This is a genomic window from Mesorhizobium qingshengii (assembly GCF_900103325.1).
Lineage (GTDB): Bacteria > Pseudomonadota > Alphaproteobacteria > Rhizobiales > Rhizobiaceae > Mesorhizobium > Mesorhizobium qingshengii.
Window position 1 is genome coordinate 287,058 of record NZ_FMXM01000003.1, and the last position, 22,040, is coordinate 309,097.

21 protein-coding genes are annotated in these 22,040 nt (G+C 60.3%); 12 read left to right on the forward strand and 9 right to left on the reverse strand.

The window, feature by feature from the left end:
• Nucleotides 1-2: 2 nt before the first annotated feature.
• From BLS48_RS05120 to BLS48_RS05130, 3 genes are all read right to left on the reverse strand, one after another.
• Nucleotides 3-215 (reverse strand): hypothetical protein, encoded by a 213-nt coding sequence (locus tag BLS48_RS05120; protein WP_091575914.1) that lies wholly within the window; start codon nt 213-215, stop codon nt 3-5.
• Nucleotides 212-967 carry a COG4280 domain-containing protein gene (locus tag BLS48_RS05125; RefSeq protein WP_091575915.1) on the reverse strand — a complete coding sequence of 252 codons (756 nt, stop codon included), beginning with the start codon at nt 965-967 and terminating at the stop codon, nt 212-214. Before BLS48_RS05125 ends, BLS48_RS05120 begins: the two co-directional genes overlap by 4 nt.
• Before the next feature lie 162 nt (nt 968-1,129).
• Nucleotides 1,130-1,615 (reverse strand): hypothetical protein, encoded by a 486-nt coding sequence (locus BLS48_RS05130; protein ID WP_091575916.1) that lies wholly within the window; start codon nt 1,613-1,615, stop codon nt 1,130-1,132.
• 183 nt (nt 1,616-1,798) lie between these two features.
• On the opposite strand from BLS48_RS05130, the gene BLS48_RS05135 reads away from it, so the two are divergent.
• Nucleotides 1,799-2,200, forward strand: coding sequence for a RidA family protein (locus tag BLS48_RS05135; protein WP_208604584.1), 402 nt, complete (start codon nt 1,799-1,801; stop codon nt 2,198-2,200).
• Nucleotides 2,201-2,228: 28 nt separating this feature from the next.
• Entirely contained in the window at nt 2,229-3,464 is a 1,236-nt protein-coding gene (locus BLS48_RS05140; protein ID WP_091576219.1) for an amidohydrolase/deacetylase family metallohydrolase, read from the forward strand.
• Between the two features lie 17 nt (nt 3,465-3,481).
• On the opposite strand, the gene BLS48_RS05145 is transcribed toward BLS48_RS05140, so the two are convergent.
• From BLS48_RS05145 to BLS48_RS05160, 4 genes are all read right to left on the reverse strand, one after another.
• Nucleotides 3,482-3,919 carry a CatB-related O-acetyltransferase gene (locus BLS48_RS05145; protein WP_167364951.1) on the reverse strand — a complete coding sequence of 146 codons (438 nt, stop codon included), beginning with the start codon at nt 3,917-3,919 and terminating at the stop codon, nt 3,482-3,484.
• Between the two features lie 445 nt (nt 3,920-4,364).
• Complete coding sequence (locus tag BLS48_RS05150) at nt 4,365-6,185, reverse strand: flavin-containing monooxygenase (protein ID WP_091575919.1); 1,821 nt, start codon at nt 6,183-6,185, stop codon at nt 4,365-4,367.
• A 112-nt stretch (nt 6,186-6,297) separates the two neighbouring features.
• A complete protein-coding gene (locus tag BLS48_RS05155; protein ID WP_091575920.1) occupies nt 6,298-7,242 on the reverse strand; it encodes a MurR/RpiR family transcriptional regulator in 945 nt (314 codons plus the stop codon).
• 167 nt (nt 7,243-7,409) lie between these two features.
• Nucleotides 7,410-8,654 carry a M24 family metallopeptidase gene (locus tag BLS48_RS05160; RefSeq protein WP_091575921.1) on the reverse strand — a complete coding sequence of 415 codons (1,245 nt, stop codon included), beginning with the start codon at nt 8,652-8,654 and terminating at the stop codon, nt 7,410-7,412.
• Between the two features lie 194 nt (nt 8,655-8,848).
• Here BLS48_RS05160 and BLS48_RS05165 point away from each other — a divergent pair, with 194 nt between their 5' ends.
• Nucleotides 8,849-9,580, forward strand: coding sequence for a class I SAM-dependent methyltransferase (locus BLS48_RS05165; protein WP_091575922.1), 732 nt, complete (start codon nt 8,849-8,851; stop codon nt 9,578-9,580).
• Nucleotides 9,581-9,902: 322 nt separating this feature from the next.
• On the opposite strand, the gene BLS48_RS05170 is transcribed toward BLS48_RS05165, so the two are convergent.
• Nucleotides 9,903-10,526: a hypothetical protein gene (locus BLS48_RS05170; RefSeq protein WP_091575923.1), complete on the reverse strand. Its 624-nt coding sequence runs from the start codon at nt 10,524-10,526 to the stop codon at nt 9,903-9,905.
• Nucleotides 10,527-10,646: 120 nt separating this feature from the next.
• Between BLS48_RS05170 and BLS48_RS05175 the strand changes: the two genes are divergently transcribed.
• The 4 genes from BLS48_RS05175 to BLS48_RS05190 all read left to right on the forward strand — a co-directional run bounded on the left by BLS48_RS05175 (nt 10,647) and on the right by BLS48_RS05190 (nt 17,639).
• A complete protein-coding gene (locus BLS48_RS05175; protein WP_091575924.1) occupies nt 10,647-11,687 on the forward strand; it encodes an adenylosuccinate synthetase in 1,041 nt (346 codons plus the stop codon).
• Nucleotides 11,684-12,721 (forward strand): dCTP deaminase/dUTPase family protein, encoded by a 1,038-nt coding sequence (locus BLS48_RS05180; protein WP_091575925.1) that lies wholly within the window; start codon nt 11,684-11,686, stop codon nt 12,719-12,721. The genes BLS48_RS05175 and BLS48_RS05180 overlap by 4 nt, the downstream gene beginning before the upstream one ends.
• 95 nt (nt 12,722-12,816) lie before the next feature.
• Nucleotides 12,817-15,579, forward strand: a complete 2,763-nt coding sequence (locus BLS48_RS05185) for a class I SAM-dependent DNA methyltransferase (RefSeq protein ID WP_091575926.1) — start codon at nt 12,817-12,819, stop codon at nt 15,577-15,579.
• Nucleotides 15,576-17,639, forward strand: a complete 2,064-nt coding sequence (locus tag BLS48_RS05190) for a DEAD/DEAH box helicase (protein WP_091575927.1) — start codon at nt 15,576-15,578, stop codon at nt 17,637-17,639. Before BLS48_RS05185 ends, BLS48_RS05190 begins: the two co-directional genes overlap by 4 nt.
• Here BLS48_RS05190 and BLS48_RS36120 read toward each other — a convergent pair.
• Complete coding sequence (locus BLS48_RS36120) at nt 17,614-17,769, reverse strand: hypothetical protein (protein WP_244529514.1); 156 nt, start codon at nt 17,767-17,769, stop codon at nt 17,614-17,616. The two genes, BLS48_RS05190 and BLS48_RS36120, sit on opposite strands and share 26 nt — an antisense overlap.
• A gap of 54 nt (nt 17,770-17,823) precedes the next feature.
• On the opposite strand from BLS48_RS36120, the gene BLS48_RS05195 reads away from it, so the two are divergent.
• The 5 genes from BLS48_RS05195 to BLS48_RS05210 all read left to right on the forward strand — a co-directional run bounded on the left by BLS48_RS05195 (nt 17,824) and on the right by BLS48_RS05210 (nt 21,994).
• A complete protein-coding gene (locus tag BLS48_RS05195; protein WP_244529515.1) occupies nt 17,824-18,819 on the forward strand; it encodes a GIY-YIG nuclease family protein in 996 nt (331 codons plus the stop codon).
• Nucleotides 18,820-19,285: 466 nt separating this feature from the next.
• Nucleotides 19,286-19,519 carry a MerR family transcriptional regulator gene (locus tag BLS48_RS34840; RefSeq protein WP_143019390.1) on the forward strand — a complete coding sequence of 78 codons (234 nt, stop codon included), beginning with the start codon at nt 19,286-19,288 and terminating at the stop codon, nt 19,517-19,519.
• The gene (locus BLS48_RS05200) at nt 19,516-19,716 is read left to right on the forward strand and encodes a hypothetical protein (RefSeq protein WP_091575929.1); all 201 of its coding nucleotides are present in this window, start codon (nt 19,516-19,518) and stop codon (nt 19,714-19,716) included. The genes BLS48_RS34840 and BLS48_RS05200 overlap by 4 nt, the downstream gene beginning before the upstream one ends.
• The gene (locus BLS48_RS05205; RefSeq protein WP_091575930.1) at nt 19,716-20,243 is read left to right on the forward strand and encodes a bifunctional DNA primase/polymerase; all 528 of its coding nucleotides are present in this window, start codon (nt 19,716-19,718) and stop codon (nt 20,241-20,243) included. The genes BLS48_RS05200 and BLS48_RS05205 overlap by 1 nt, the downstream gene beginning before the upstream one ends.
• A 2-nt stretch (nt 20,244-20,245) precedes the next feature.
• A complete protein-coding gene (locus tag BLS48_RS05210; protein WP_091575931.1) occupies nt 20,246-21,994 on the forward strand; it encodes a hypothetical protein in 1,749 nt (582 codons plus the stop codon).
• The last annotated feature ends 46 nt before the right edge of the window (nt 21,995-22,040 follow it).

Consider the following 22,040-nt stretch of genomic DNA (forward strand, 5'->3'; position numbering starts at 1 on the left):
GATCATGGGGGCCGCGAAGCGGCCCGCCGCACGCTCCGCACGAGAATAGCCAGACAGCCAATCAGCAGCAGGATGCCGCCGGGAAGCGGCGGCAGCGCCAGCAGCTTCACCGCCGCGGTGACCCCGGCAATCAGGATCAGCGCCAGCAGCGCCAGGCTGCCATCGTCGATGAACATGCCGGCGAGCTCTTTCAGGACAATACGCACGATGTTCATCGAGGACGTTCTCCGGCCGGAGCGGGATGGGCGTCGCGCAACCAGCGGACGATGGCAAGGGATGCGAGCGCAACGACCGCGAAGATCGCCAGCAAGGCGAGATCGGCGCCGGGCCAGTCGGCGCCGATACCTTCACCGGTCCAGAAAATGCCAAAGCTGGTCAGCATCAGGCCGACAACGAACTTCAAGGCATTTTCGGGAACGCGCGCCAATGGGCGATGCACGGCGAGGCCGATGACCATCACCAGGACAAACGCTGCCAGCGCTCCGAGGCTGGCATTGAGTGTCTGTCCATGCGTCCCGCCAACCGCGATGACGATGAACACCACCTCGACACCCTCCAGCAGCACCGCCTTGAATGCCGCCAACCCGGCCAGGTAGTCCGCCCGGCGATCGCCGGCCTGCCGGCGAAGCGCCGCGGTCTCCTTCGAGAAGGCCGCCTCCTCGTCATGCAACGGGACAATTCCGACGCTGCGCAGGATGGCCTTGCGTAGCCACCGCATGCCGAACAGGATGAGCAGCACGCCGACCGCGAATTGCAGGATGGTGATGGGAACAAGCGCCAGCAATGGCCCGAAAGCCAGCACGAGCGCGGTCAGGACCGCCAGTGCCAGTACAGCGCCGGTCAATGCCGGCCGCAAGCCCCGGGTCAGGCCGACCGCGAGCACGATCGTGAAGGCTTCGACCATCTCGACGAACGAGCCGAGAAAGGCCGCGCTTATGGTCGAAACCAACGGTGCAAAATTGGTCATGGCTCCTGTCCTGTGGGAAGGCACGCTTCCCAGCATAGACATCGCCACGGCGCCCGACAGTGAATTCTTGCAGATTCTTGTGCAATTGGGTGCGGAAGGACGAGGACCCGGGCAATATCATAGCCGGCTAATGAGGGTCGCGCCGCCGCCTTTCCCGGACCTCTAGCTGCCGAGCGGGTGCGGCATGTAGCCGACGAAGCCCGCGATCTTCCAGCTGCCCCCGACCTTGGTGCAGAAATACAGCGTCTGCCATTTCAGCCTGTCGACGCCACCGCCCGCCTTGGCGACGGAGCCGTCGAATTTCTTGTGCAGCACGGCGCGGTCGCCATCGACATCGATGTCGCGCATGTTGGTGACGCGAAACAGCGCCTCGCGCAGCGGCTCGGCGAATTTCGTCGCCGCGGTCTCCTTGGCCTGGCGCAGCCACTCGTCGCGATAGACTTCCAGCCGGGGAAACTGCAGCCGCCAGGCGTCGGCATTGCTGAGGAAATGCGCGTGCATGCCAAAGAAGCTCGAGGCCACGAAATCATCCTCGACCATCGACCAGTCCTGGCTGATGAAAGCATCGATGTCGCGCCGCACCAGCATTTCCCAAAGCGCGTGGCGATCGGCATCGCCGGCCGGAAACGGGTTCTTGTCGTAGGTCATTGCTGTTTTCTCCGGGTCTGGAAACGCGTCTGTCCGTCGCGGCTTGAAGCCTGCCTGTCAATGGGCACGATGCAAGCGCCTCTGTAATAAAGCAACATGGATTTCGAAGAATGTTGCTTTCCAACAAGGCCTCTATGAGGATCGGCCCGATCGGGGTAAATGTTGATCGAAGCGGGAGCCGCCATGGTGTCCCGTCGCGTCATCAGAGGAGGCTGTCCCTTGCCGAAGCAATGTTTTGGAACGTCCCATGTGCCGTTGTCGCCGGCCGTGCGGGCCGGCGATTTGGTCTATATCTCCGGTCAGGTTCCGGTCGGCAGCGACGGCATCGTGGTCAAAGGCGGTATATCCGAACAGACCGAGCAGGTGCTGTCGAACGTCAAGGCGGCGTTGGCGCTCGCCGGCTGCACCATGGACGATGTGGTCAAGACGACGGTATGGCTGGAAGACGCGCGCGATTTTGGCGCCTTCAACGCCGTCTATGCCAGGCATTTTCCCAAAAACCCGCCGGCCCGCACCACCGTCGAATCGCGGTTGATGATCGACATCAAGATCGAAGTCGAGGCCGTCGCCTATCGGCCGGTCTGACGGCAAGAGACGACGGAGGCAGGTGCCGATGCGATTTGATCTGCTGATAAAGGGCGGCCGCGTCATCGACCCGGCCACGGGTCTTGACGGGCAGCGCGATGTTGGCATCGCCAATGGCCGTGTTGCGGCGATCGAAGCCGCGATCGATGCCGAACACGCCACGCAGGTCATCGATGCGAGAGACTGCATCGTCACGCCTGGCCTGGTCGACCTGCACAGCCACGTCTACTGGGGCGGCACCTCGCTTGGCGTCGACGCCGACCGCCTTGCCGCCAAGAGCGGCACCACCACCTTCATCGATGCGGGCAGTGCGGGCGCGGGCAATTTCCTCGGCTTTCGCCGCCATGTCATCGAGCGCTCGAAGGTGCGCATCCTCGCCTATGTCAACATTTCCTTTGCCGGCATCTTCGGCTTCTCGCAGACGGTGTCGGTCGGCGAGTGCAGCGATCTGAGGCTCTGCGATCCGCGCGAGGTCGTCGCCGCGGTGCGCGAGCACGCCGACGTGGTCGTCGGCGTGAAAGTTCGCTCCGGGCGCCATGCCGGCGGCACCAGCGGCATCGCCCCCGTCGATCTCGCGCTGGAGGCGGCGGACAAGGCCGGCTTGCCGTTGATGGCGCATATCGACGAGCCGCCGCCGGGCCGCTCGGAAGTGTTGCCGCGCCTGCGCAAGGGCGACATTCTCACCCACTGCTTTCGCCCCTTTCCCAACGCGCCGGTGTTTGCCTCCGGCGCGGTCAGGCCCGACATGCGGCTGGCGCGCGAACGCGGCGTCATCTTCGACCTCGGCCATGGCATGGGTTCGTTCGATTTCGCGGTCGCCCGGGCGATGCTCGAGGAAGGGCTGGCGCCCGACGTGATCAGCAGCGACGTGCATCTCTACTGCGTCGACGGGCCGGCCTTTGACATCCTGGTCTGCATGTCGAAACTGCTGGCGCTCGGCATGCCGCTGGTCGAGGTCCTGCGTGCGGCGACGCAGCGTCCGGCGCAGGCGATCGCCCGGCCTGATTTGGGCACGCTGGCGGTCGGCACGGTTGGCGACGTCGCCGTGCTTCGGCAGCGCCCGGGCCGCTTCACCTTTGTCGACGCGGTCGGCGCATCGCTGGTCGCCGACCAGAGGCTGGTCTCGGAAGGCATCGTCATCGGCGGCACCTGGTGGCCGAACGAGGCGGTGAACGACGTCAGCGAGACCGAGCGTTTCGAGGCGCCAGCCCGGCACACGCATGTCGATATCGCGGCCAGGCACTTTGGCCACAGCCACGATTGAGCCGCGAGGCCGGTTGGTCAGTGAGCGGTTGAAGGACTATCGGGCGGGCACGCCGCATCCAGCGCGTTGACGAAACTCTCGGCGTCCACAGTCGTCAAAACCCCGACGCGCTCGCGGATCAGATCGTCGCTCCAGTTCCACCACTGCAAGGCCTGCAGGCGCTCGATGACCTCGGGCGCGAATCTGTATCGGATGACACGAGCGGGATTGCCGACCGCGATGGCATAAGGCGGGATGTCCCTGGTGACGATGCTGCCCGCCCCGATGACCGCGCCGTTGCCGATCGTGACACCGCTAAGGACAATGCAGCGGGCACCAAACCATACGTCATGGCCGACCGTGATTGGCCCCTTGCTGAAGGTTTCAGCGCCATTGCGAATCTTTCCGTCGACGATTCGAAGCGGATAAGTGGTCGCCGTATCGACGCGGTGCTCGGCCGCGCCGACAAAAAGCACGTCCGGGCCAATCGAGCAGAACGAACCAATGCGTATTGGCGATCTCTTGCGCGGACCCCAAAACGAGCTCTTCCCAAGGCCATAGGTATGGCGACCAACCTCGACGCCAGGCAGTGGCGGTAAAGGGTTCTTTTTCAGCCCCAGTTTTATGCGAAGCCCTCTAAGTAGTCCCATCTGGTTCGATTCCCCCCGTTGCCACGCAAGCAACAGATACTCATTGCACCCCAATAGTTCTCAAGCAACTTCGATCTCTGGTCTGGCCCAAGATGATGCCACTGACTGACAATGGTAAAGAAGGTGGGCTCGGAAACTTCGACAAACGGCTCATGTATTCGACGGAAGCCGATTGGCCGGGAAAGCGACCGCGTCGCGCGCTACCCCATGGAATCCGGGTCTGGTCTGCCTCCGGCGTTGTCCCCGCTACTCGGTTTGGACTTCAAGGCCGTCAAATCTGGCGTGGTGAGGCGCGAGATGTCTCGGTGCTGGAATTGCTCGGCTTCCCGTAAACCGGCGTTGCGATGCCTTCCATCCGCGCTTTGATCTGCAGCGCCACATATTTCGAATAGAAGCGCGACAGCGCCAGATTGCCGCCGTGGAACCACAACGCTTCCTGCGCTGTCGGCTTCCACATGTTGCGCAGTTCGCCTTGCCATGGTCCGGGGTCGCCTTTCACGCCCGAGCCGAGGCCCCAGCACGGGCCGACCTTGTCGGCGACCTCGCGCGAGACGATTTGCGCCACCGTCTCGTTCATAGACTGATAGCCGGTGCAGGCGATGATCGCGTCGGCGGCCAGTTCGCTGCCGTCCTCGAAAAGGATGCCTGTCGGCGTCAGCGACTTGATGGCGACGCCGCTGCGGACGCCGATCTCGCCGTCGATGATCAGATCGGAAGCGCCGACATCGATGTAGTAGCCCGAGCCTGTGCGATAGGCCTTCATCAAGAGGCCGGTCTCGTCGTCGCCGAAATCGATGGCGAAGCCGGCGGCGCGCAAGCGATCATAGAAAGCGGCGTCGCGCTTCTTGATCACCTCGTAAAGCGCCCGCTGACCCTTGGGTACCAGCGCGAAGGGGGTCGAGGCGACGATCATGTCGGCCTTCTCGGTGGTGATGCCGCGCGCCAGCGCGTTTTCCGAAAAAATCTCGAAGCCGACTTCCATCAGCGTGTCGGACTTGACCACCGTGGTCGGCGAGCGCTGGATCATCGTCACCTTCGCGCCGCTTTCCCACAGGTCGACGCAGACGTCATGCCCCGAACTTGCCGCGCCGATGACGGCAACGCGTTTGTCGCGAAATTTCTCGCCGCTGGAATACTGGCTGGAATGCAGCAACTCGCCCTTGAACGTTTCGGCGCCGGCCAAGTCGATCCGCCGCGGCGGGCCATAGGCGCCGGTGGCAAAGACAATGTGCTTCGGCTTCAGCGTGATGTGCCGACCAACGCGGTCGACGACCACGGTCCAGACCTTCTCGGTCTCGTCATAGGAAGCGCTGAGGCATTTGGTGGCGACCCAGTAGTTGAGCTCCATGACGCGCGTGTACATTTCCAGCCAGTCGCCCATCTTGTCCTTGGGCGTGAACACCGGCCAGTTTTCCGGAAACGGAATGTAGGGTAGATGGTCGTACCAGACCGGGTCGTGCAGAACGAGCGAGCGGTAGCGGTTGCGCCAGGAATCGCCCGGGCGCGCATTCTTCTCGATGATGATGGTGGGCACGCCGAGTTGCCGGAGCCGGGCGCCGAGCATGATGCCGCCCTGGCCGCCGCCGATGACGAGGCAATAGGGTTGCTCGCCGGCGCCGAGTTCGCGCGTCTCGCGCGCCCGCGCTTCAGACCAGGTCTCGCGCTCGGGGTCGGCCTTGTGGCGCACGCCGAGCGGCCGCGCCGGGCCCTTGCGCTCCTCGAACCCCTTGAGCTCGGTCATCGCCGTGAACAGCGTCTGACAGCGTCCGTCGCGCAGCCGCATGACGCCCTGCCCTGTAGCCACCGCGGTTTCGAAGCTGAACCAGGCTTCGATGGTGCCCTCGTCCGAGGTCGCCTCGCCGGTCAGCCGCCATGCAGTCGGTTTCGTCGTCGGCAGCGTCGTCCGCAGCATGTCGGCGATCGCCTCGCGGCCTTCCATCGTCTTGACGTTCCAGGTGAAGGCCAGAAGGTCACGCCAGTAGCAGTCATCGACGAACAGGTTGCCCGCCGCGGCGAAGTCGCCGGCCGCGAGTGCCTGCGCCAGGGAGTCGAACCATGCGGCGGCTTGTTTCGTCGGTGCTATTTCGAGCATTTCTTCCCTCTTGCTGCGTGCGCCCAATCTGAATTGGGATGGTAATTGTCGAAACCCGGCGCTGCCCCTCATCCGCCTGCCGGCACCTTCTCCCGTGAACGGGGAGAAGAGGCTAATCCCCGAGCGGCTCCATCTCCTTGCCGGTGCGGTGGATCTGGGCGTTGTACTTGATGCGGCGCACTGTCTCGCGCGCCGAGCCGTCGAGCCTGTAGGCGGAAGCCACCGCCATAAGGTCGATCGCGGCCAGGAAGGCGAAGCGCGACGCCGTCGGCTTCAGCGTGTCTGGATATTCGGGCACCGCCACCGTCAGCCTGACGTCGCAGACACGCGCGAGTTCGGTGTCGGGCGTCGTCACGCCGATCGCATTGGCGCGGTAGTGCTTGGCGAGTTCCACCGCCTCGATCACCTCGCGCGTGCGCCCCGTCGCCGAAATGGCGATCACCAGGTCGCCGGGTTTCAGGGTCGATGCGGTCATCCGCATCAGATAGGGGTCGCACTGGGCGCTGACGGTGATGCCGTAGCGAAACAGCCGGTACTGGGTTTCCTGCGCCAGCGCAGAGGAGCTGCCGCCGAGGCCGAAAACGGTGACCTGGCGTGCCTTGGCGATCAGCTCGGCCGCCTTCTGCAGCTGTCCCGGGTCGAGCTGGCGTTCGGCCTCCTGCAGGGCCCGGCGCGCTTCGCCGAACACGGCATTCCAGAACGGCATACCGTTGTCGCCGCTGGTGACGGGTGGCTTGCTGAGGTAGAGCGCGCCGACGACCAGACTCTGCGCCAGCTTCAGCTTGAAGTCGCGCACGCCCTCACAGCCGATGGCGCGGCAGAACCGGGTCACCGTCGGCTCGCTGACCCCGGCGCGCTGGGCAAGTGCGGCATTGGAAGCGTCGACCGCGTATTTGACATCGTCGAGCACGACATCGGCGACGCGGCGCTCAGCCGGGCGCAAGTCGCTGTAGGAATCCTTGACCAGCGAGATGATGTCGGGAATGCGCCGGACAGGCTCGCGTTCCTCGGCATCGCCACTCGAGAGCCGCCGGTCCTGGCTGTCAGCTTCGGTCATGAAGTCAAGTCTTTCCCTGGGTTGCGAAGCTGACTTCTTACCATGGTTGCACGCTGTCGTTCCATGCGTTCGGGCACGCCACAACTGCCGTGTGTCGCCTATGCATATCGCCCTCGCCGCTTGTCTCTCACGCCTGCAAGGTCTCGTCCCACCGCTGAGTGCGTAGGCTATCCGATCGTTTCCAGCCGCCTCGGCAGGCGGTTCATGGCAATGGGCCCATCCGGCGTGATCAGGAACTGGTCCTCCAGATTGAAGCTGGCGAGACCGTCGATGTAGAGCGGGATCTCGAAGGCCAGCACCATTCCGGCCTCGGCCACGACCTCGCTGTCGGCCGAGATGAAAGGCCATTGCTCGGAGAATACCGATTGGCCGACGCCGTGGCCGAAATGACCGCGGCGATACGAACGCAGGCCCTGCCGTGCCAGGCTCTCGGTCGCCACGCGATGCACATGGGCGAGCGAGGTTCCGGGGACGAGCGTGGCCAATCCGTCCTCGAAGGCCCGTTCGGCGATCGCATGCAGTTCCGCCTGCTCGGCGGATGGCGGCCCGAAGGTGAAGTTGCGCGACATGTCGGAAGCGTAGCCGCCGACGGTGCAGACCATGTCGCACTTCAGCGGATCTCCGGGCATTGCCTTGGCATCGGCGCCCTTGGCCGGGGCGCCGAGCGTTACATATTCAGCGGTGACCACCGGATGCGAAAGCCCGGCCGCGGCGGTGGCGACGCCTTCGCGGTAGAGGGCAATGAGATCGGCCTGGCGCATGCCGGCCATGGCATCCACCTGCAGCCGCTCCAATCCGGCTTCCGACAGGATGATGCCTTGCTGCAGCAGGTCGATCTCGCCTTGCGACTTGATCGCCCGCAACCTGTCGAGGACCGGCGAGCCGTCGACCATCGGGCAGGCCGGCAACATCGCCTGCATGACCGGAAAATCCGCGGCGGCAATGAAATCGAGATCGACGCCGATCGTCGCGCGGTCGAGCCCGAACCCGGCAAGGATCTGCTTCAGCTGGTGGACGGAATTGGCGAGCTCGAACGTCGCCGGCCGGGAAAAGTCCGGCGCGCGGCCGGACGAGGCCAGACCGGCCTCTATGCGTTGCGCCAGCCCTTGTCCGGATGTCGAGGCGTCGAGCGTCGCAGATTCGATCCAGATCGGGTGGCCACGAACGACAGCGTCCGGCAGGGCTCGCTGCAGCTGCGTCGCGTTGAAATCCGCCGCCACGACACCGATCGGCAGGTCTTGCCGGGCCGGGATGACGACGAAGCCGGCGCCCGCGCGCCGGAACAGGCCCGCCGGGCCGATCGACACGCCGGTCGCATAGTGGAATGCCTCGGGCGCGCACAGCACCAGCGCATCGATGTTGGCGCGTTCCATCAAATGCGTCGCGCGCTGGCGGTCGACAAAGCCCGTCATGGATCTCTCCGGATGTCCGAAGCGGCAACGGAGCATTCCGGGGATCGACGATCAAGTGGCAAATACCGGCAAGCGGTAACCTGCCGGCGCGCAGTGATTTCACAGGGCCCGAGCGGCGAAGGAAAGGCTCCAAGTCTTTGCCAGGTCATGGAGCATGCTATGCATGGAAGGCTCCCAAGGATCGCGATCTGCTAATGCCCTCACTCAAGCAACTTATCAAAAAGCCGATTTATGCACTCAGTTCGCGCTTGGCGACCAGCAAGCTGGAACGGGTGGTTCGAGAAATTGAAAATGCGAAAAGGGAGGAGCTTTCACGCAGCACGTTTCTCGAGGCGAAAATCCGCCAGATCGGCCTGCGCTACGACCGGCGCGGGCTGTATGGCGAGGATGTCAAGGACATGAATTTCCACGCGCCCGGTTTGTGGCAGATTCCGAGGCAACTGGCGGAGGCCATGGTGCTCGTGGCCAGCCAACCGATCGACAGCTTTCTTGAAGTGGGAACTTGCGACGGATTTACCTTTTCATTCATGGCGGCATGTCTGTCGAGGCTCAATCCCGGCCTGAAAGCGACGACCGTTGACATTGCTTCCACCCTTCCGACCTCCGCGCGCATCGCCTTCAAGGCACCCGTCGCGTTTCTTGCCGGCAAGACGTCGGACGCGTTCGCCGATGAAGTATTTGATCTCGTTCTTATCGATGGACACCACTCCTACGAATGGGTTGCCCGCGACTACCAGAATGTCGGTCGGCAGGCGCGCCTCTGCATGTTTCACGATATCAACGATCGATTTTGTGGAGACGATGCGGTCCCGAAATTCTGGAGGGAGCTAAAGATCGAGGAATTGGGACGCGCCGATTTCCACGAATTTTTGTTCCACTCCAATTCCGACAGAGTCATGGGAATCGGCATTCGGATCAAACGCTGAACAACCGCACCACGCGGCTGGGCGACAAGGCAGCGCCATCGCCTCAAAGCAAAACGGCCGCCCGAAGGCGGCCGATTTCGATGCTTGATTCCCTAGAGGAAACTGGAGCGGGTGAAGCGATTCGAACGCTCGACCCCAACCTTGGCAAGGGACAGATTATGCCGTCTAAGGGGTTCACTGCAGTACGCTCTATGCCCACCCAATGCGCGTCAGAACGCGATCTCTGGCCATTGCCGTTTTCAACTCGGAACAAATCCGATGGACCCTGACGAAATTTCGTGCACGCTAGAAACCGTAACCGTGAGGTGACCTCGAAGCATTGCTAGAGCCGTGTCAAGCTGGTTTGTGTGCTCTCACGGTCGCGTATGCTACGAGGTGCGATCTGGTTGAATCGCGCCAAAAAAGATTCCGCTGCGTCGTAGGGGCCCAGGGGGACGATTTCTAAGTCAAATGGTTGTGCGTCATCGTCTTCGGCCCAGCGCCGGCCGTCCCAATTCATGAGATCACGGCGCTCGGTTGCCCATAGTCGTACATCGTAGGCTTTGATAAGTGCGTGGTCGACGTCCACCACCCCGAACGCCGTCATTATGGCGTTGGAGCAGCGCTTTTCGATCTGACGGTAGTCGGATAGTTTGGACTTGAGCGGCGTGTTCAAGTCACCACAGACGGTCTCGCCACTTTCATGCATTAGCGCAGCATAAGCCTGCGACTCCGGAACGAGCCGGCTCATTATCTCGCAGTGTTGAGCAACTGAGTAGAAAACTCGCTTGCCGGTCCGCCTACTTACGCATTGACCTGAAAATCTTGTGGTGAATGCCAGACTGTACGCGAAATCTGAGAGGGTGACGCGGCTGTTTTCCGGGTCGTCGTAGTCGAAAAAATTGCCTGAACCCAGCAGGATGGTGGGCCCGATTGAGGTTCGGATGCTGTTACCTTTTGTCGCCATGCTGCAAGTGTATAGCAACGAGCCGATCCCTAGTAACCTCCTGTGGCTTCTAAAATCCGGCCGGCCTTTCCGGTGGCTGGCGATTCAGCTAGAACCCGGCGAGAGCAAGTGGAGAATCCTATGCCAGTTACAGTAGTAGTCGGCGGGCAGTACGGCTCGGAAGGCAAGGGCAAGGTTTCCGCTTACGTTACCAGGACAAGTGGCGCCGCTGCAGTGGTGCGCGTAGGTGGCCCAAACTCGGGCCACAGTGCGGTCAACGACCAAGGTGAACTCATCACGTTACGTCAACTACCTGCGGGCGCGGTAAGCTCAGATGTGCAAATGGTCCTGCCTGCGGGTAGCCTGATCGACCTCCACATACTGCAAAGCGAAATTGCCAGGCTGAAGGTGAGGCCAGACCGATTACGAATTGATGGCAATGCTTCCATCATCACTAGTGAGCATATCAATAGGGAAGCCGATCTGGCGCTCATGAGTTCGATTGGCTCCACCGCATCAGGCACCGGCGCAGCCTTGATGGAGCGCCTGTCCCGCACTCCTGCACACCGCCTGGCACGTGATGTAAAAGAACTGCAGAACTTCATTGAAAAGGACTCGGCCGCCTATTTGAGGGGCCTGCTAGATCGGAATGCACGCGTCGTCATAGAGGGCACGCAAGGATTTGCCCTTTCCATCTGGCATTCTCACGAGTTCCCTTACGCGACTAGCCGCGATACTACGGCGGCTGGATTTGTTTCCGAAGCTGGTTTGGCCCCCCATGACGTCGATGACGTAGTTTTGGTGCTTAGAACCTTTCCAATCCGCGTTGGCGGGAACTCGGGTCCGCTGCCTAACGAAATCTCTTGGCCAGAGTTAGCGAGGGAGGCCCATTTGCCTCCCGATTTCGTGGAGTTGACCTCGGCAACTCATCGCGTGCGCCGAGTCGGACGATTTGATCCAGGTATTGTGAAGCGAGCGATCAACAGCAACAGGCCGCATCGGGTCGTAATGAACCACATGGACTATGTCGATCCAACGAGCGCTAAGGACGGCCCAACCATGCGAAGCCAAGAATTCCTAATCCAGGTTGAGCATGAGGTCGGGCGGCGGGTTGACCTCCTCGGTTTCGGGCCTGCGTCATTAGAAGCCCGTTCAAACCTAAACCTCAGGCATGCAGGATGAAGGTTTCTCTGGAGGATTTTCGGAACAAAGTTGCGAGGCTTGCGGACGCTGTCGACGCGTCACAATTGTCGGCCGAAGCTCGTCACGCCCTTTTCGACGAGTTCGATCCATACGCCGGCAAAATCGAACCAGCACTACTGAATGCTGGCCACTTGGCAACCTATGCGACGGTGACGGGTATGATCGAACCCTTCCATCCGTCGGACCTAGAAAAGCCAGCGACCTACTTGGTCGCAGCTGAAGGACAAGTGAGGTACAGGAACGAAAAAGGCCACGTAGAGCGGTTCTATCTGTCGGCTGACCCGAAGAAGCGCGACACCGAATCCTGTGTGCGAGATTCTGTTCGGCTTGCACCAAATTCGGTCTGTTTTCTTACTCTAGAGCCGACGTTTCGGATGCCGTCGTACATCGCGGCGAGGTTCAATCTGCTGATCCGCGACGTCTATCGCGGCCTGCTCGTGGGGACGGGTCCTCTCGTGGACCCTGGGTTCAGCGGCAGGCTATCGATTCCAATCCACAATTTCACGGCACAGCCATATGATATTCGCGCCGGTGAGGGCCTCGTCTATTTCGAATTTACCAAACTGACTTGGAGTAATCCCGCCGAAACGCCGGCCGAAATTGCCTGGGTTCCGGCTCCGTTGAATGATCAGCCGCCTTTCCCGTCTTCCAAGAACAGACGAAAGACTCTGGATGACTATTTGGATTTGGCCACAGGAGGTGGACCGCCGCAGCATGCGATCGAACTTACCGTAGCCGAAATCCGGACGCAGGCTGAACGTACGCGAAACCTTTTGAGTTTCGCCACTATCGCGGGTGCGATTGGCGTGGCGGGACTGGTGATTACCTGTTGGCAGCTTTTTGCCGGTGCTCAACAATTTACGGCAGATGCACAGACAGAACTAAGAGGTTCGCGCTACCAACTTGCTCAGGAAGTTCAAGATATCAAAGATCGGGTTGCAGACCTCAAGCGGCAATTGGATTCGGCAACCAGAGCGAATTCGTCACCGCCAAACGCCACCTCCAACAAATAACGATTTGTTCGCGCAGGTAGGCAATTGTCCTAGGTGCGCCAACTGACCCAGTGAGGGTTCATGTTGGACAAAGTAATCAACAATGGCCTAATCAAATGAACGCCGTCGAAATTGAGGAAGCCATATCGGCACTTGCCGCGCAGCCGTTCGACGGCAGCGAGTTCCCGTTCGCCTTTCTGGAGGCGTTCGGGAACAAAGAGACGACGATCAAGAAGCTGCGGGCGGGCGCGTCGAACAAATCCGATCTGGGCGGCGTGCTTCAGACCAGCAACATCCATATCGCCGTGGCCGCTCCTGGCGGAGTCACGGCGACGCTTGGCATGCTAAAAGCCAGCCCGGCGACGGCTAGGGCCAAGGCGAAATTCGTACTGGCGACAGACGGAGACACCTTTGAGGCCGAAGACCTAGCGAGCGGCGAAACCGTTGCCTGTGCCTACGACGACTTCCCGAACCATTTCGGCTTCTTCCTGCCGCTCGCCGGTATCACGACCGTCAAGCAAATCCGCGAAAGCTCCTTCGATATACGGGCCACTGGCCGTTTGAACCGGCTCTACCGCACACTACTGGAAGAAAACCCCGATTGGGATGCCACCGAACGCCGCCCGGAAATGAACCATTTCATGGCGCGGCTGATCTTCTGCTTCTTCGCCGAGGATACCGACATCTTCAACGGCACCGGCCTGTTCACGGCCACCGTCGAGCAGATGAGCGCTCGCGATTCTTCGAACACGCACGAGGTCATCGGCACGCTTTTCCGTGCGATGAACACCAAGATCGCCGAGCGGAAGTCGGCTAATCTGCCGCGATGGGCCGACGCCTTTCCATATGTGAACGGTGAGCTTTTCTCAGGCAGCGTGGATGTACCACGCTTCAGCAAGATAGCCCGTTCCTACCTGATCCACATCGGCAATTTGGACTGGACGAAGATCAACCCGGACATCTTCGGGTCGATGATCCAGGCCGTCGCTGAGGATGAAGAACGTGGCGCGCTTGGCATGCACTACACTAGCGTCCCGAACATTCTGAAAGTGCTCAACCCGCTGTTCCTCGATGACCTGCGAGCGCAGCTTGAGGAAGCGGGCGACAATGCCCGCATGCTGCTCAACCTGCGCAAGCGCATGGCGAAGATCAGGGTCTTCGATCCGGCTTGCGGCTCGGGCAATTTCCTTGTCATTGCCTACAAGGCGATGCGGGAAATAGAGGCCGAGATCAACAGGCGGCGCGGCGAGCCGGACCGGCGCACCGAGATTCCGCTGACCAACTTCCGGGGCATCGAGTTGCGCGACTTCCCGGCCGAGGTCGCGCGCCTTGCACTCATCATCGCGGAATTTCAGTGTGATGTGCTCTATCGCGGGCAGAAGGAGGCCTTGGCCGAGTTTCTGCCGCTCGACGCGCAGAACTGGATCACCTGCGGCAACGCCCTGCGGCTTGATTGGCTGAGTGTTTGCCCGCCGACAGGGACGGGTGTGAAGTTTCAGACGGATGACCTTTTTCATACACCGCTCGACCAGGCGCAGATCGATTTCGAGAATGAGAATGGTGAAACATACATATGCAGCAATCCGCCTTATCAAGGTAGTGTAAATCAGACTGCCGAACAGAAGCTTGATAAAGACCGGGTCCTGGGGGCAGAGCTTAAATCATACAAAGATTTGGACTACGTGGCGTGTTGGCTTATCAAGTCAGCAAATTTTATTAAGTCAACAAGTTCAAAAGCGAGTCTAGTCTCAACTAATTCGCTTTGCCAGGGCGAACAAGTTGCGATGCTCTGGCCGTGGGTATTCTCCCAAGGCGTTCGAATAAATTTCGCGCATACGTCCTTTCGATGGAGTAATAATGCCGCGAAAAATGCGGGGGTCAGCTGCGTCATAATAGGCCTTGGTCTGGATCAAGGAGGACTGATTTACGATCAAGACACGAAGCGAGCAGTCAGTTCTATTAGCCCGTATCTCGTGGCCGGCGAGCCGGTGATAGTTGAAAAGCAATCAAGGCCTATCAGCAGCGTTCCGAACATGGCCACAGGAAACTCTGCCTCTGACGGGGGTCATCTGATTCTATCGCTTCAAGAGAAGACCTTATTGGAGCGGGCCGAGCCGTTGGTAGCTGATAGGTTCCTGAGGCGATTCGTGGGTTCGGAGGAGTTGATCAACGGCAAGCTTAGGTTCTGTCTTTGGATAGATTCCGACGGTCTGGCCGAAGCGAAAGCCAGCCCATCCATAAGGGAAAGGTTGGCTCTAGTCCGGGGGGTCAGGCTGGAAAGCCGAGGCATGCAATCGCGTGCAGTTATTGATAGCCCACATCTTTTTGCTTTTCGGTCGCATAAAGATGGGCTAGCTATCGCCGTGCCGAAGGTATTCTCCGAGAAGCGAGAATATATAACTTGCAATATATTTGATGAAACGACAGTATTATCCGACTTAATACGTGTCATTTACGAAGCCGATCTGTGGAACGTGTCCGTAGTCTCGTCTACGCTTCACCGCGTTTGGATCGCAAACGTATGTGGTAAATTAGAGAACAGAACTCGCTATTCCAATACCCTCGGCTGGAACACCTTTCCGGTCCCTATGCTCACCGAGAAGAATAAGGCCGATCTGACCCGCTGCGCAGAGGACATCCTGCTCGCGCGCGAGGCCCATTTCCCGGCGACGATTGCCGATCTCTATGATCCCGACAATATGCCCGCCGACCTGCGCGACGCGCATGAGCGCAACGACGAGGTGCTCGAACGCATATACATCGGCCGGCGCTTCCGTAACGATACCGAGCGGTTGGAAAAGCTATTCGAGCTTTACACAAAAATGATCGCGTCACCGGGCATGGCGACGAAGAAGAGAAGAGCGGGGGCAAGCGCGTGACCGACAAACTGAAATCCGTTCCCTCCGTTTCGGTTTCCTACGCCAGCAACGGGAACTCGACCAAGGCCAATGCCCTCGGCATGCGACCGATGCAGGAGCGCGCTTACGAGCGCCGAGGTGAGCAGTATCTTCTCATCAAGTCGCCGCCCGCCTCGGGCAAGAGCCGGGCGCTCATGTTCGTCGCGCTCGACAAGCTCTACAATCAGGGACTCAAGCAGGCGATTATCGTGGTGCCTGAAAAATCCATCGGCGCGAGCTTCAACGACGAGCCTCTAACCAAGTATGGCTTCTGGGCGGACTGGACCGTCCAGCCGAAATGGAATCTCTGCAACGCGCCTGGCGAGGACGGCGGCAAGGTCAATTCCGTCGGCGCTTTCCTTGAAAGCAACGACAAGGTGCTGGTCTGCACCCATGCGACCTTCCGCTTCGCCGTAGAGAGGTTCGGCATCGAGAAATTCGACGACCGGCTGATCGCTGTGGACGAGTTCCACCACGTTTCGGCCGATCCCAACAGCAGGCTTGGCCAGCATCTCGGTCAGATCATTGCCCGCGAGAGCGCGCATATCGTAGCCATGACCGGTTCCTATTTTCGGGGCGATGCCGTGCCGGTGCTGGCGCCGCAGGATGAGGCGAAGTTCGACACTGTCACCTACACCTACTATGAGCAGCTCAACGGCTACGAATATCTTAAGCAGCTCGACATCGGATACTTCTTCTATTCCGGGCCATATTCCGATGACATCCTGAAGGTGCTGGACCCTGCCGAGAAAACCATCGTCCATATCCCGAGCGTCAACTCGCGCGAAAGCACAAAGGACAAAATCAGGGAAGTTGAGCACATAATCGAGGAGCTGGGTGAATGGCAGGGGATAGACCCGGCCACCGGATTCCAACTGGTCAAGGTGGCGGACGGCCGCATTCTCAGGATTGCTGATCTGGTCGATGACGACGCGTCCAGGCGCGACCGCGTTTCGGCTGCGCTGAAAGACCCGGCCCAGAAGAACAACCGGGACCATGTGGACATCATCATCGCGCTTGGGATGGCGAAGGAAGGCTTCGATTGGATTTGGTGCGAACACGCGCTGACGGTCGGCTATCGGTCCAGCCTTACCGAGATCGTGCAGATCATTGGCCGCGCCACCCGCGATGCGCCGGGCAAGACCCGCGCCCGCTTTACCAATCTGATCGCCGAGCCGGATGCCTCGGAAGAGTCTGTCACCGAAGCCGTGAACGACACGCTAAAAGCCATCGCTGCCAGCCTTCTCATGGAGCAGGTGTTAGCCCCGCGCTTCAACTTTACCCCGAAGAATCCGAACAGCGGGCCGGTCGAAGGCTTCAACTATGGCGAGGGCGGTTACGACCCCAGAAAGACCAATGTCGGCTTCAATGAGCAAACGGGCCAGTTCCAGATCGAGATCAAGGGCCTTGCAGAACCCAGGAGCAAGGAAGCCGCGCGCATCTGCACCGAGGACTTGAACGAGGTGATCGCCGCCTTCGTTCAGGACAAGACGACCATCGAACGCGGCATCTTTGACGAGGAACTGGTTCCCGAGGAACTGACCCAGGTCCGCCTCGGAAAGATCATCAAGGACAAGTATCCCGAACTCGACGAAGAAGATCAGGAGGCGGTGCGCCAGCACGCCATTGCCGCCCTTACGCTGACGCAACAGGCCAAGCAGATTGCGCTTGGCGGCGGGATAGTTGGCGACGGCGAGCAGAGCGGCAATACGGCGTTGATCGACGGCGTGCGCAAATTCGCAATGGACGTGCGTGAACTCGACATCGACCTCATCGACCGGATCAATCCGTTCGGCGAGGCTTATTCGATCCTCGCCAAGACCATGAGCGAGGAGAGCCTGAAACAGGTTGCCGCCGCGATCGCCGCCAAACGCACGAGCCTGACGCTGGAGGAGGCAAAGGAACTCGCCGTGCGCGCCGTCAGGTTCAAGAAGGAACGGGGCCGCCTCCCGTCGATCGGCTCGACGGATGCCTGGGAAAAGCGAATGGCCGAAGGCGCGGCCGCCTTTGTCCGCTTCAAGGACGAGGGGCGCTATGAGTGACCTCGACCTCGACGAACTGCGTTCCGAACTCGACGACTTCGCGCAACCGGAGAAGAAAGGCGGGCGCTCCGCGCAAGAGGAGCGCATCATCGCCGGCTTCGACGAGATACAGCGATTTGTCGAGCAGCACGGCCACGCTCCACAGCATGGGGAAGACCGCGACATTTTCGAGCGACTCTATGCCGTGCGCCTCGACCGGTTGCGGGCGCTTGAAGAATGCCGTTCGCTTCTTACGCCACTTGACTATCAGGGGCTTCTAACCGGCGCGGATGTTGTCTCCGCCGCGCCCGTCGATGCGATGGACGATGACGAGTTGCTTGCCGAACTGGAAGGCGCGGCAGGCGCGTCCGACATAACGGAACTTCGGCATGTCCGCACTAGCGCCGACAAGCGCGCGGCCGAGGAAATCGCAAATCGCACGAAGTGCGAGGACTTTGAGATTTTCAAGCCGCTCTTCGTTCAGGTGAAGAAAGACCTCGACGCCGGCATACGCCAGACGCGGCCGTTCCAGACGATGGCCGAGATCAAGAAGGGCGAGTTCTTCATCGTCGGCGGCCAGATCGCCTATGTCGCGGAAGTGGGCGAAGAGTTCACGACCGAGTATGACCGGCGCGACAGCCGGTTGCGCGTTATCTACGACAACGGGACCGAAAGCGATGTGCTGTTGCGCTCACTCCAGCGCGCGCTTCACCGGGACGATGCGGGGCGGCGGATCACCGACCCCGCCGCCGGTCCGCTGTTCGCTGGCGAGAGCGCCGAGGGCGACCTTGCCAGCGGCACAGTTTACGTGCTGCGCAGCAAGTCCGACCATCCGGTGGTGGCGGCCAATCGCGACGTTCTGCACAAGATCGGCGTAACGGGCGGCGATGTCGTCAAACGCATTGTGAACGCCAAACTCGACCCGACTTTCCTGCTGTCCGACGTGGAGATCATTGCAACCTACGAGCTCTACAACATCAACCGCACCCGACTTGAAAACCTCATCCATCGCATCTTCAACGCGGCGCGGCTTGACATCGAAATCAAAGATCGCTTCGGCCACCCGGTGATCCCGCGCGAATGGTTCCTTGTGCCGCTCTTCGTGATCGACGAAGCGGTTGAGAAGATCAAAGATGGCACCATAACTGGCTTTGTCTACGATCCGAACGTCGCCGCACTGGTGCGCATTTCGCGGGCCTGACTCTAAATTTGAACTTAGGTACCCCGTACCATGCCGCGCCAGCGCTACGCACATACCGCACCTTTCAGCAGCGGCGCAGCTACGTGTGTGCGCGACCCCTCCCGGGCACTGGCCCGGTCACCGCGCCGCCGCCACTCGGGACCGCTGACTACATTGTGCGCGTGAAGATCCCCAAAACACTAGGGCTTGCGTTCCTCACAAAAATCGGCGATCCTAAAATGCGTGATACGGGGAGACGTTGCGTCGAAACATTCTAGGTAGTTTCAATGACGCACTGCATCAGGGCTGCGAAGCCTGAGATGTTTAGCTCAGCAAACCGAGCAGTTTCCTAGGAACTGCAATCAAGACCCTAAAGCTATTCTTTACGGCTGATCACGCTTTCAAACCCGAATGAAGTCGGGAGCGAGAGCGTGAATCGATGCTGGTTTCATTGGTTCACCTCGCTTCCTTAGATGTGAGAGAATCGATGGATGCGCTTTTCCAAAAGCCCGGGCCGTACCACGCGCCAGGCACTTCTTCAGAACATCTCCTTACTCTTCATAAGGCGGCCGAGCTCCTCGGCCTGCCCTATTGGCAAATTCAACGTGCTGTGAAGCGCCGCGAGATTCCCTCGTATCGGCCGTTTAACTCGCGTCCTTTGCTGAAACTCTCCGAGGTTGTCGCCTTTATCGACGCATCCCGTCAGGGAGGGGTCGAATGATGCGCAAGCCCTATTCCGGACCGAACTACGACGATCCGATCGAGTGGCTGGCGCCGCCAGAATACTATCATGCGCCGTTGCGGGCCGGGGATCATTCCATTCCTGTCGCAGCGAACGCGTCCATTGTGACGTTCACCGTGGACGCTGGTCCGAACGGCCAAACAATCATCGTGATCGTCCGGTCGGGAGGTGCGTGATGGTCGATCCGAAACATATTTTCGGTGACTTTGCGCCACTCTATCGCACGGCCGGCTTCTGGCCCCGGCCTGTCCGCCTCGGCTCAAAAGCCTGCCCAATCAAGAAGTGGAATCTTCCGGATCCCGAGTGGAAGCTCGGGGAGCTGGATGACTGGTTGGAACAGTTTGGCCATTGTGGCATCGGCTTAGTCTTGGGCTCGCCCTTCTCGGATGGGACGAAGCTGGCGGCGGTGGATATCGACCGCGACGACTATGTGCGGGTTACGCAGGCACTCCTGCGGAACCCAGTCTGCGGACGCATCGGCGCAAAGGGTATCGCCTACCTAGTCCGCTTGAGGGGCGACGGAAAGTATCGCGCCCTGAAGGTGAAGGGCGAGGGCGGAGCCAAGATCGGCGAGATCTTATGTGACAACCGGTTCCTTGTACTGCCCCATTCGATCCACCCCGACACGAACAAGCCGTACCGCTGGGTCGGCCGGCCGCTGCTTGAGGTCGATTACCGCGAACTCCCCACTATCGAGGCATAGGAATGGAAGACACAGCACCTCAAATACCGATTGGCTTGGTTGAAGCTGTCCTGAACACTCCTCAAGGCGCCGGCCTCATGGCCGGCGGCGATACACATTTGCCGGCGTTGCATTTCGTGGGTGAGGTCGTCCCTTTCACCCAGGACGTACAGTGGATCAAGGAGATCGCGGCCGGCTATCTGCCGTCCAATTATGCCGGCAACACCCTCGACGAGATCCCGAAAATGGTCTCCGACAGCGTGAAGAAAGGATACGACGCGCCATCGAAAGGAAGGGGTAGAAGCGACGGTCCGTCCGCCGCTCAATTGGCAACGATGATCATCAGCACGTCTGAGATGGCGATATTTCACACCCCTCAGGGTCTCGCATACGTCGCAATCACAACGCCGGATGGCGGGACCATTTGTCATCCCGTGCGATCAGAAGCCATGAAAGGGTGGGTCCGGCTTCGATATTATCTTGCTACAGGAAAAACCCTTGGTCGCGATGCGCTGACGGAAGCTCTCGATTTACTAGAGGCGAAGGCGGTCTATACCGCGCCCGAGGACAACGTGTATCTGCGACTCGGGGGTCGTGACGGCAACATCTACTTCGACCTCGGCCAGGCTGATGGCGCGCAGGTGAAGATCACGCCGACCGGCTGGTCGATTGTGCTCGACGGCCTACCGCGATTCCATCGGCCGAACGGCTTCGGTATGCAGGTGAGGCCCGAACGTAGCGGCAACCTCCTGGAATTGCGTGACCTGCTCCAGCTTGATGACAAGAATTGGGTACTCGTCCTCGCCTTCTTGCTCATATCACTGAAGCCCGCCCACCCTTACATGGTGCTGCTGCTCAGCGGTGGACATGGCAGCGGCAAGAGCAAGATCAGCGAGTTGGTCAAGCGGATCATTGACCCCAACGCGCTGGAAAAGTTCCGACTACCCAAGGACGAGCATACCTTGGCGATCCAGGCTGCCATGGCTTGGATGCTGGTCTATGACAATACCTCGGCCGTACGGTGGGACTTGTCGGACGCCATCTGTGCCATGCTGACGGGCGGCGGGTTCAGCACTCGCAAATACTATACCGACGATGAGCAGCGCATGTTTAAGAACGCTCGCCCGGCAATCATCAATGGTATCGGGGAGTTTGCCAGCCAGCATGACCTGCTGGACCGAGCGATTGCGATCAAGTTGCCGCCCATGCCCGCCGGAACCCGGCTTACGGAGAAGGCGATTAATGCCCGCTTCGAAGCAATCTTGCCCGGCGTGCTCGGCAGCCTATTCGACATCGTAAGCGTGGCGCTGCGCCGTTTCGACGAGGTGGAGCCGCCAACGACGGTCCGGATGGCGGACGCCGCCCAATGGCTTATCGCGGCCGAGCCCGCCACAGGATTGCCGGAAGGCACGTTCCTTCGCGCCCTTGAGGCCAGCGTTAAGGAGGTCACGATCGAGAACACGATCAATCATCCTCTCGTGCTGGCACTGTTCCGACTGCTCGATACCCTCGGACCTGGGCGAACCTACGAGGGCACGATGGGCGACCTCCATGACAAGTTGCGGAACGAACATGGCAGACTCGATCCGCAGCTGCCGCAGACGGCCTCACACCTGTCGAACGCGTTGCAGCGTCTCGCGCACGGCATGGCGGAAATCGGCCTCAAGGTTGAATTACTAAATCGGACCAATAGCGCCCGTCCGCTGCGCATCTGGATCGAGCCGACCGAGCACACGCCCGAGCCCGATAAGATTAAGAAGCGGCTCTGGTGAGGCGCGGCGATGCGAGTGGCGCTGGTGGTGCCGGTGGCGCTGCCCT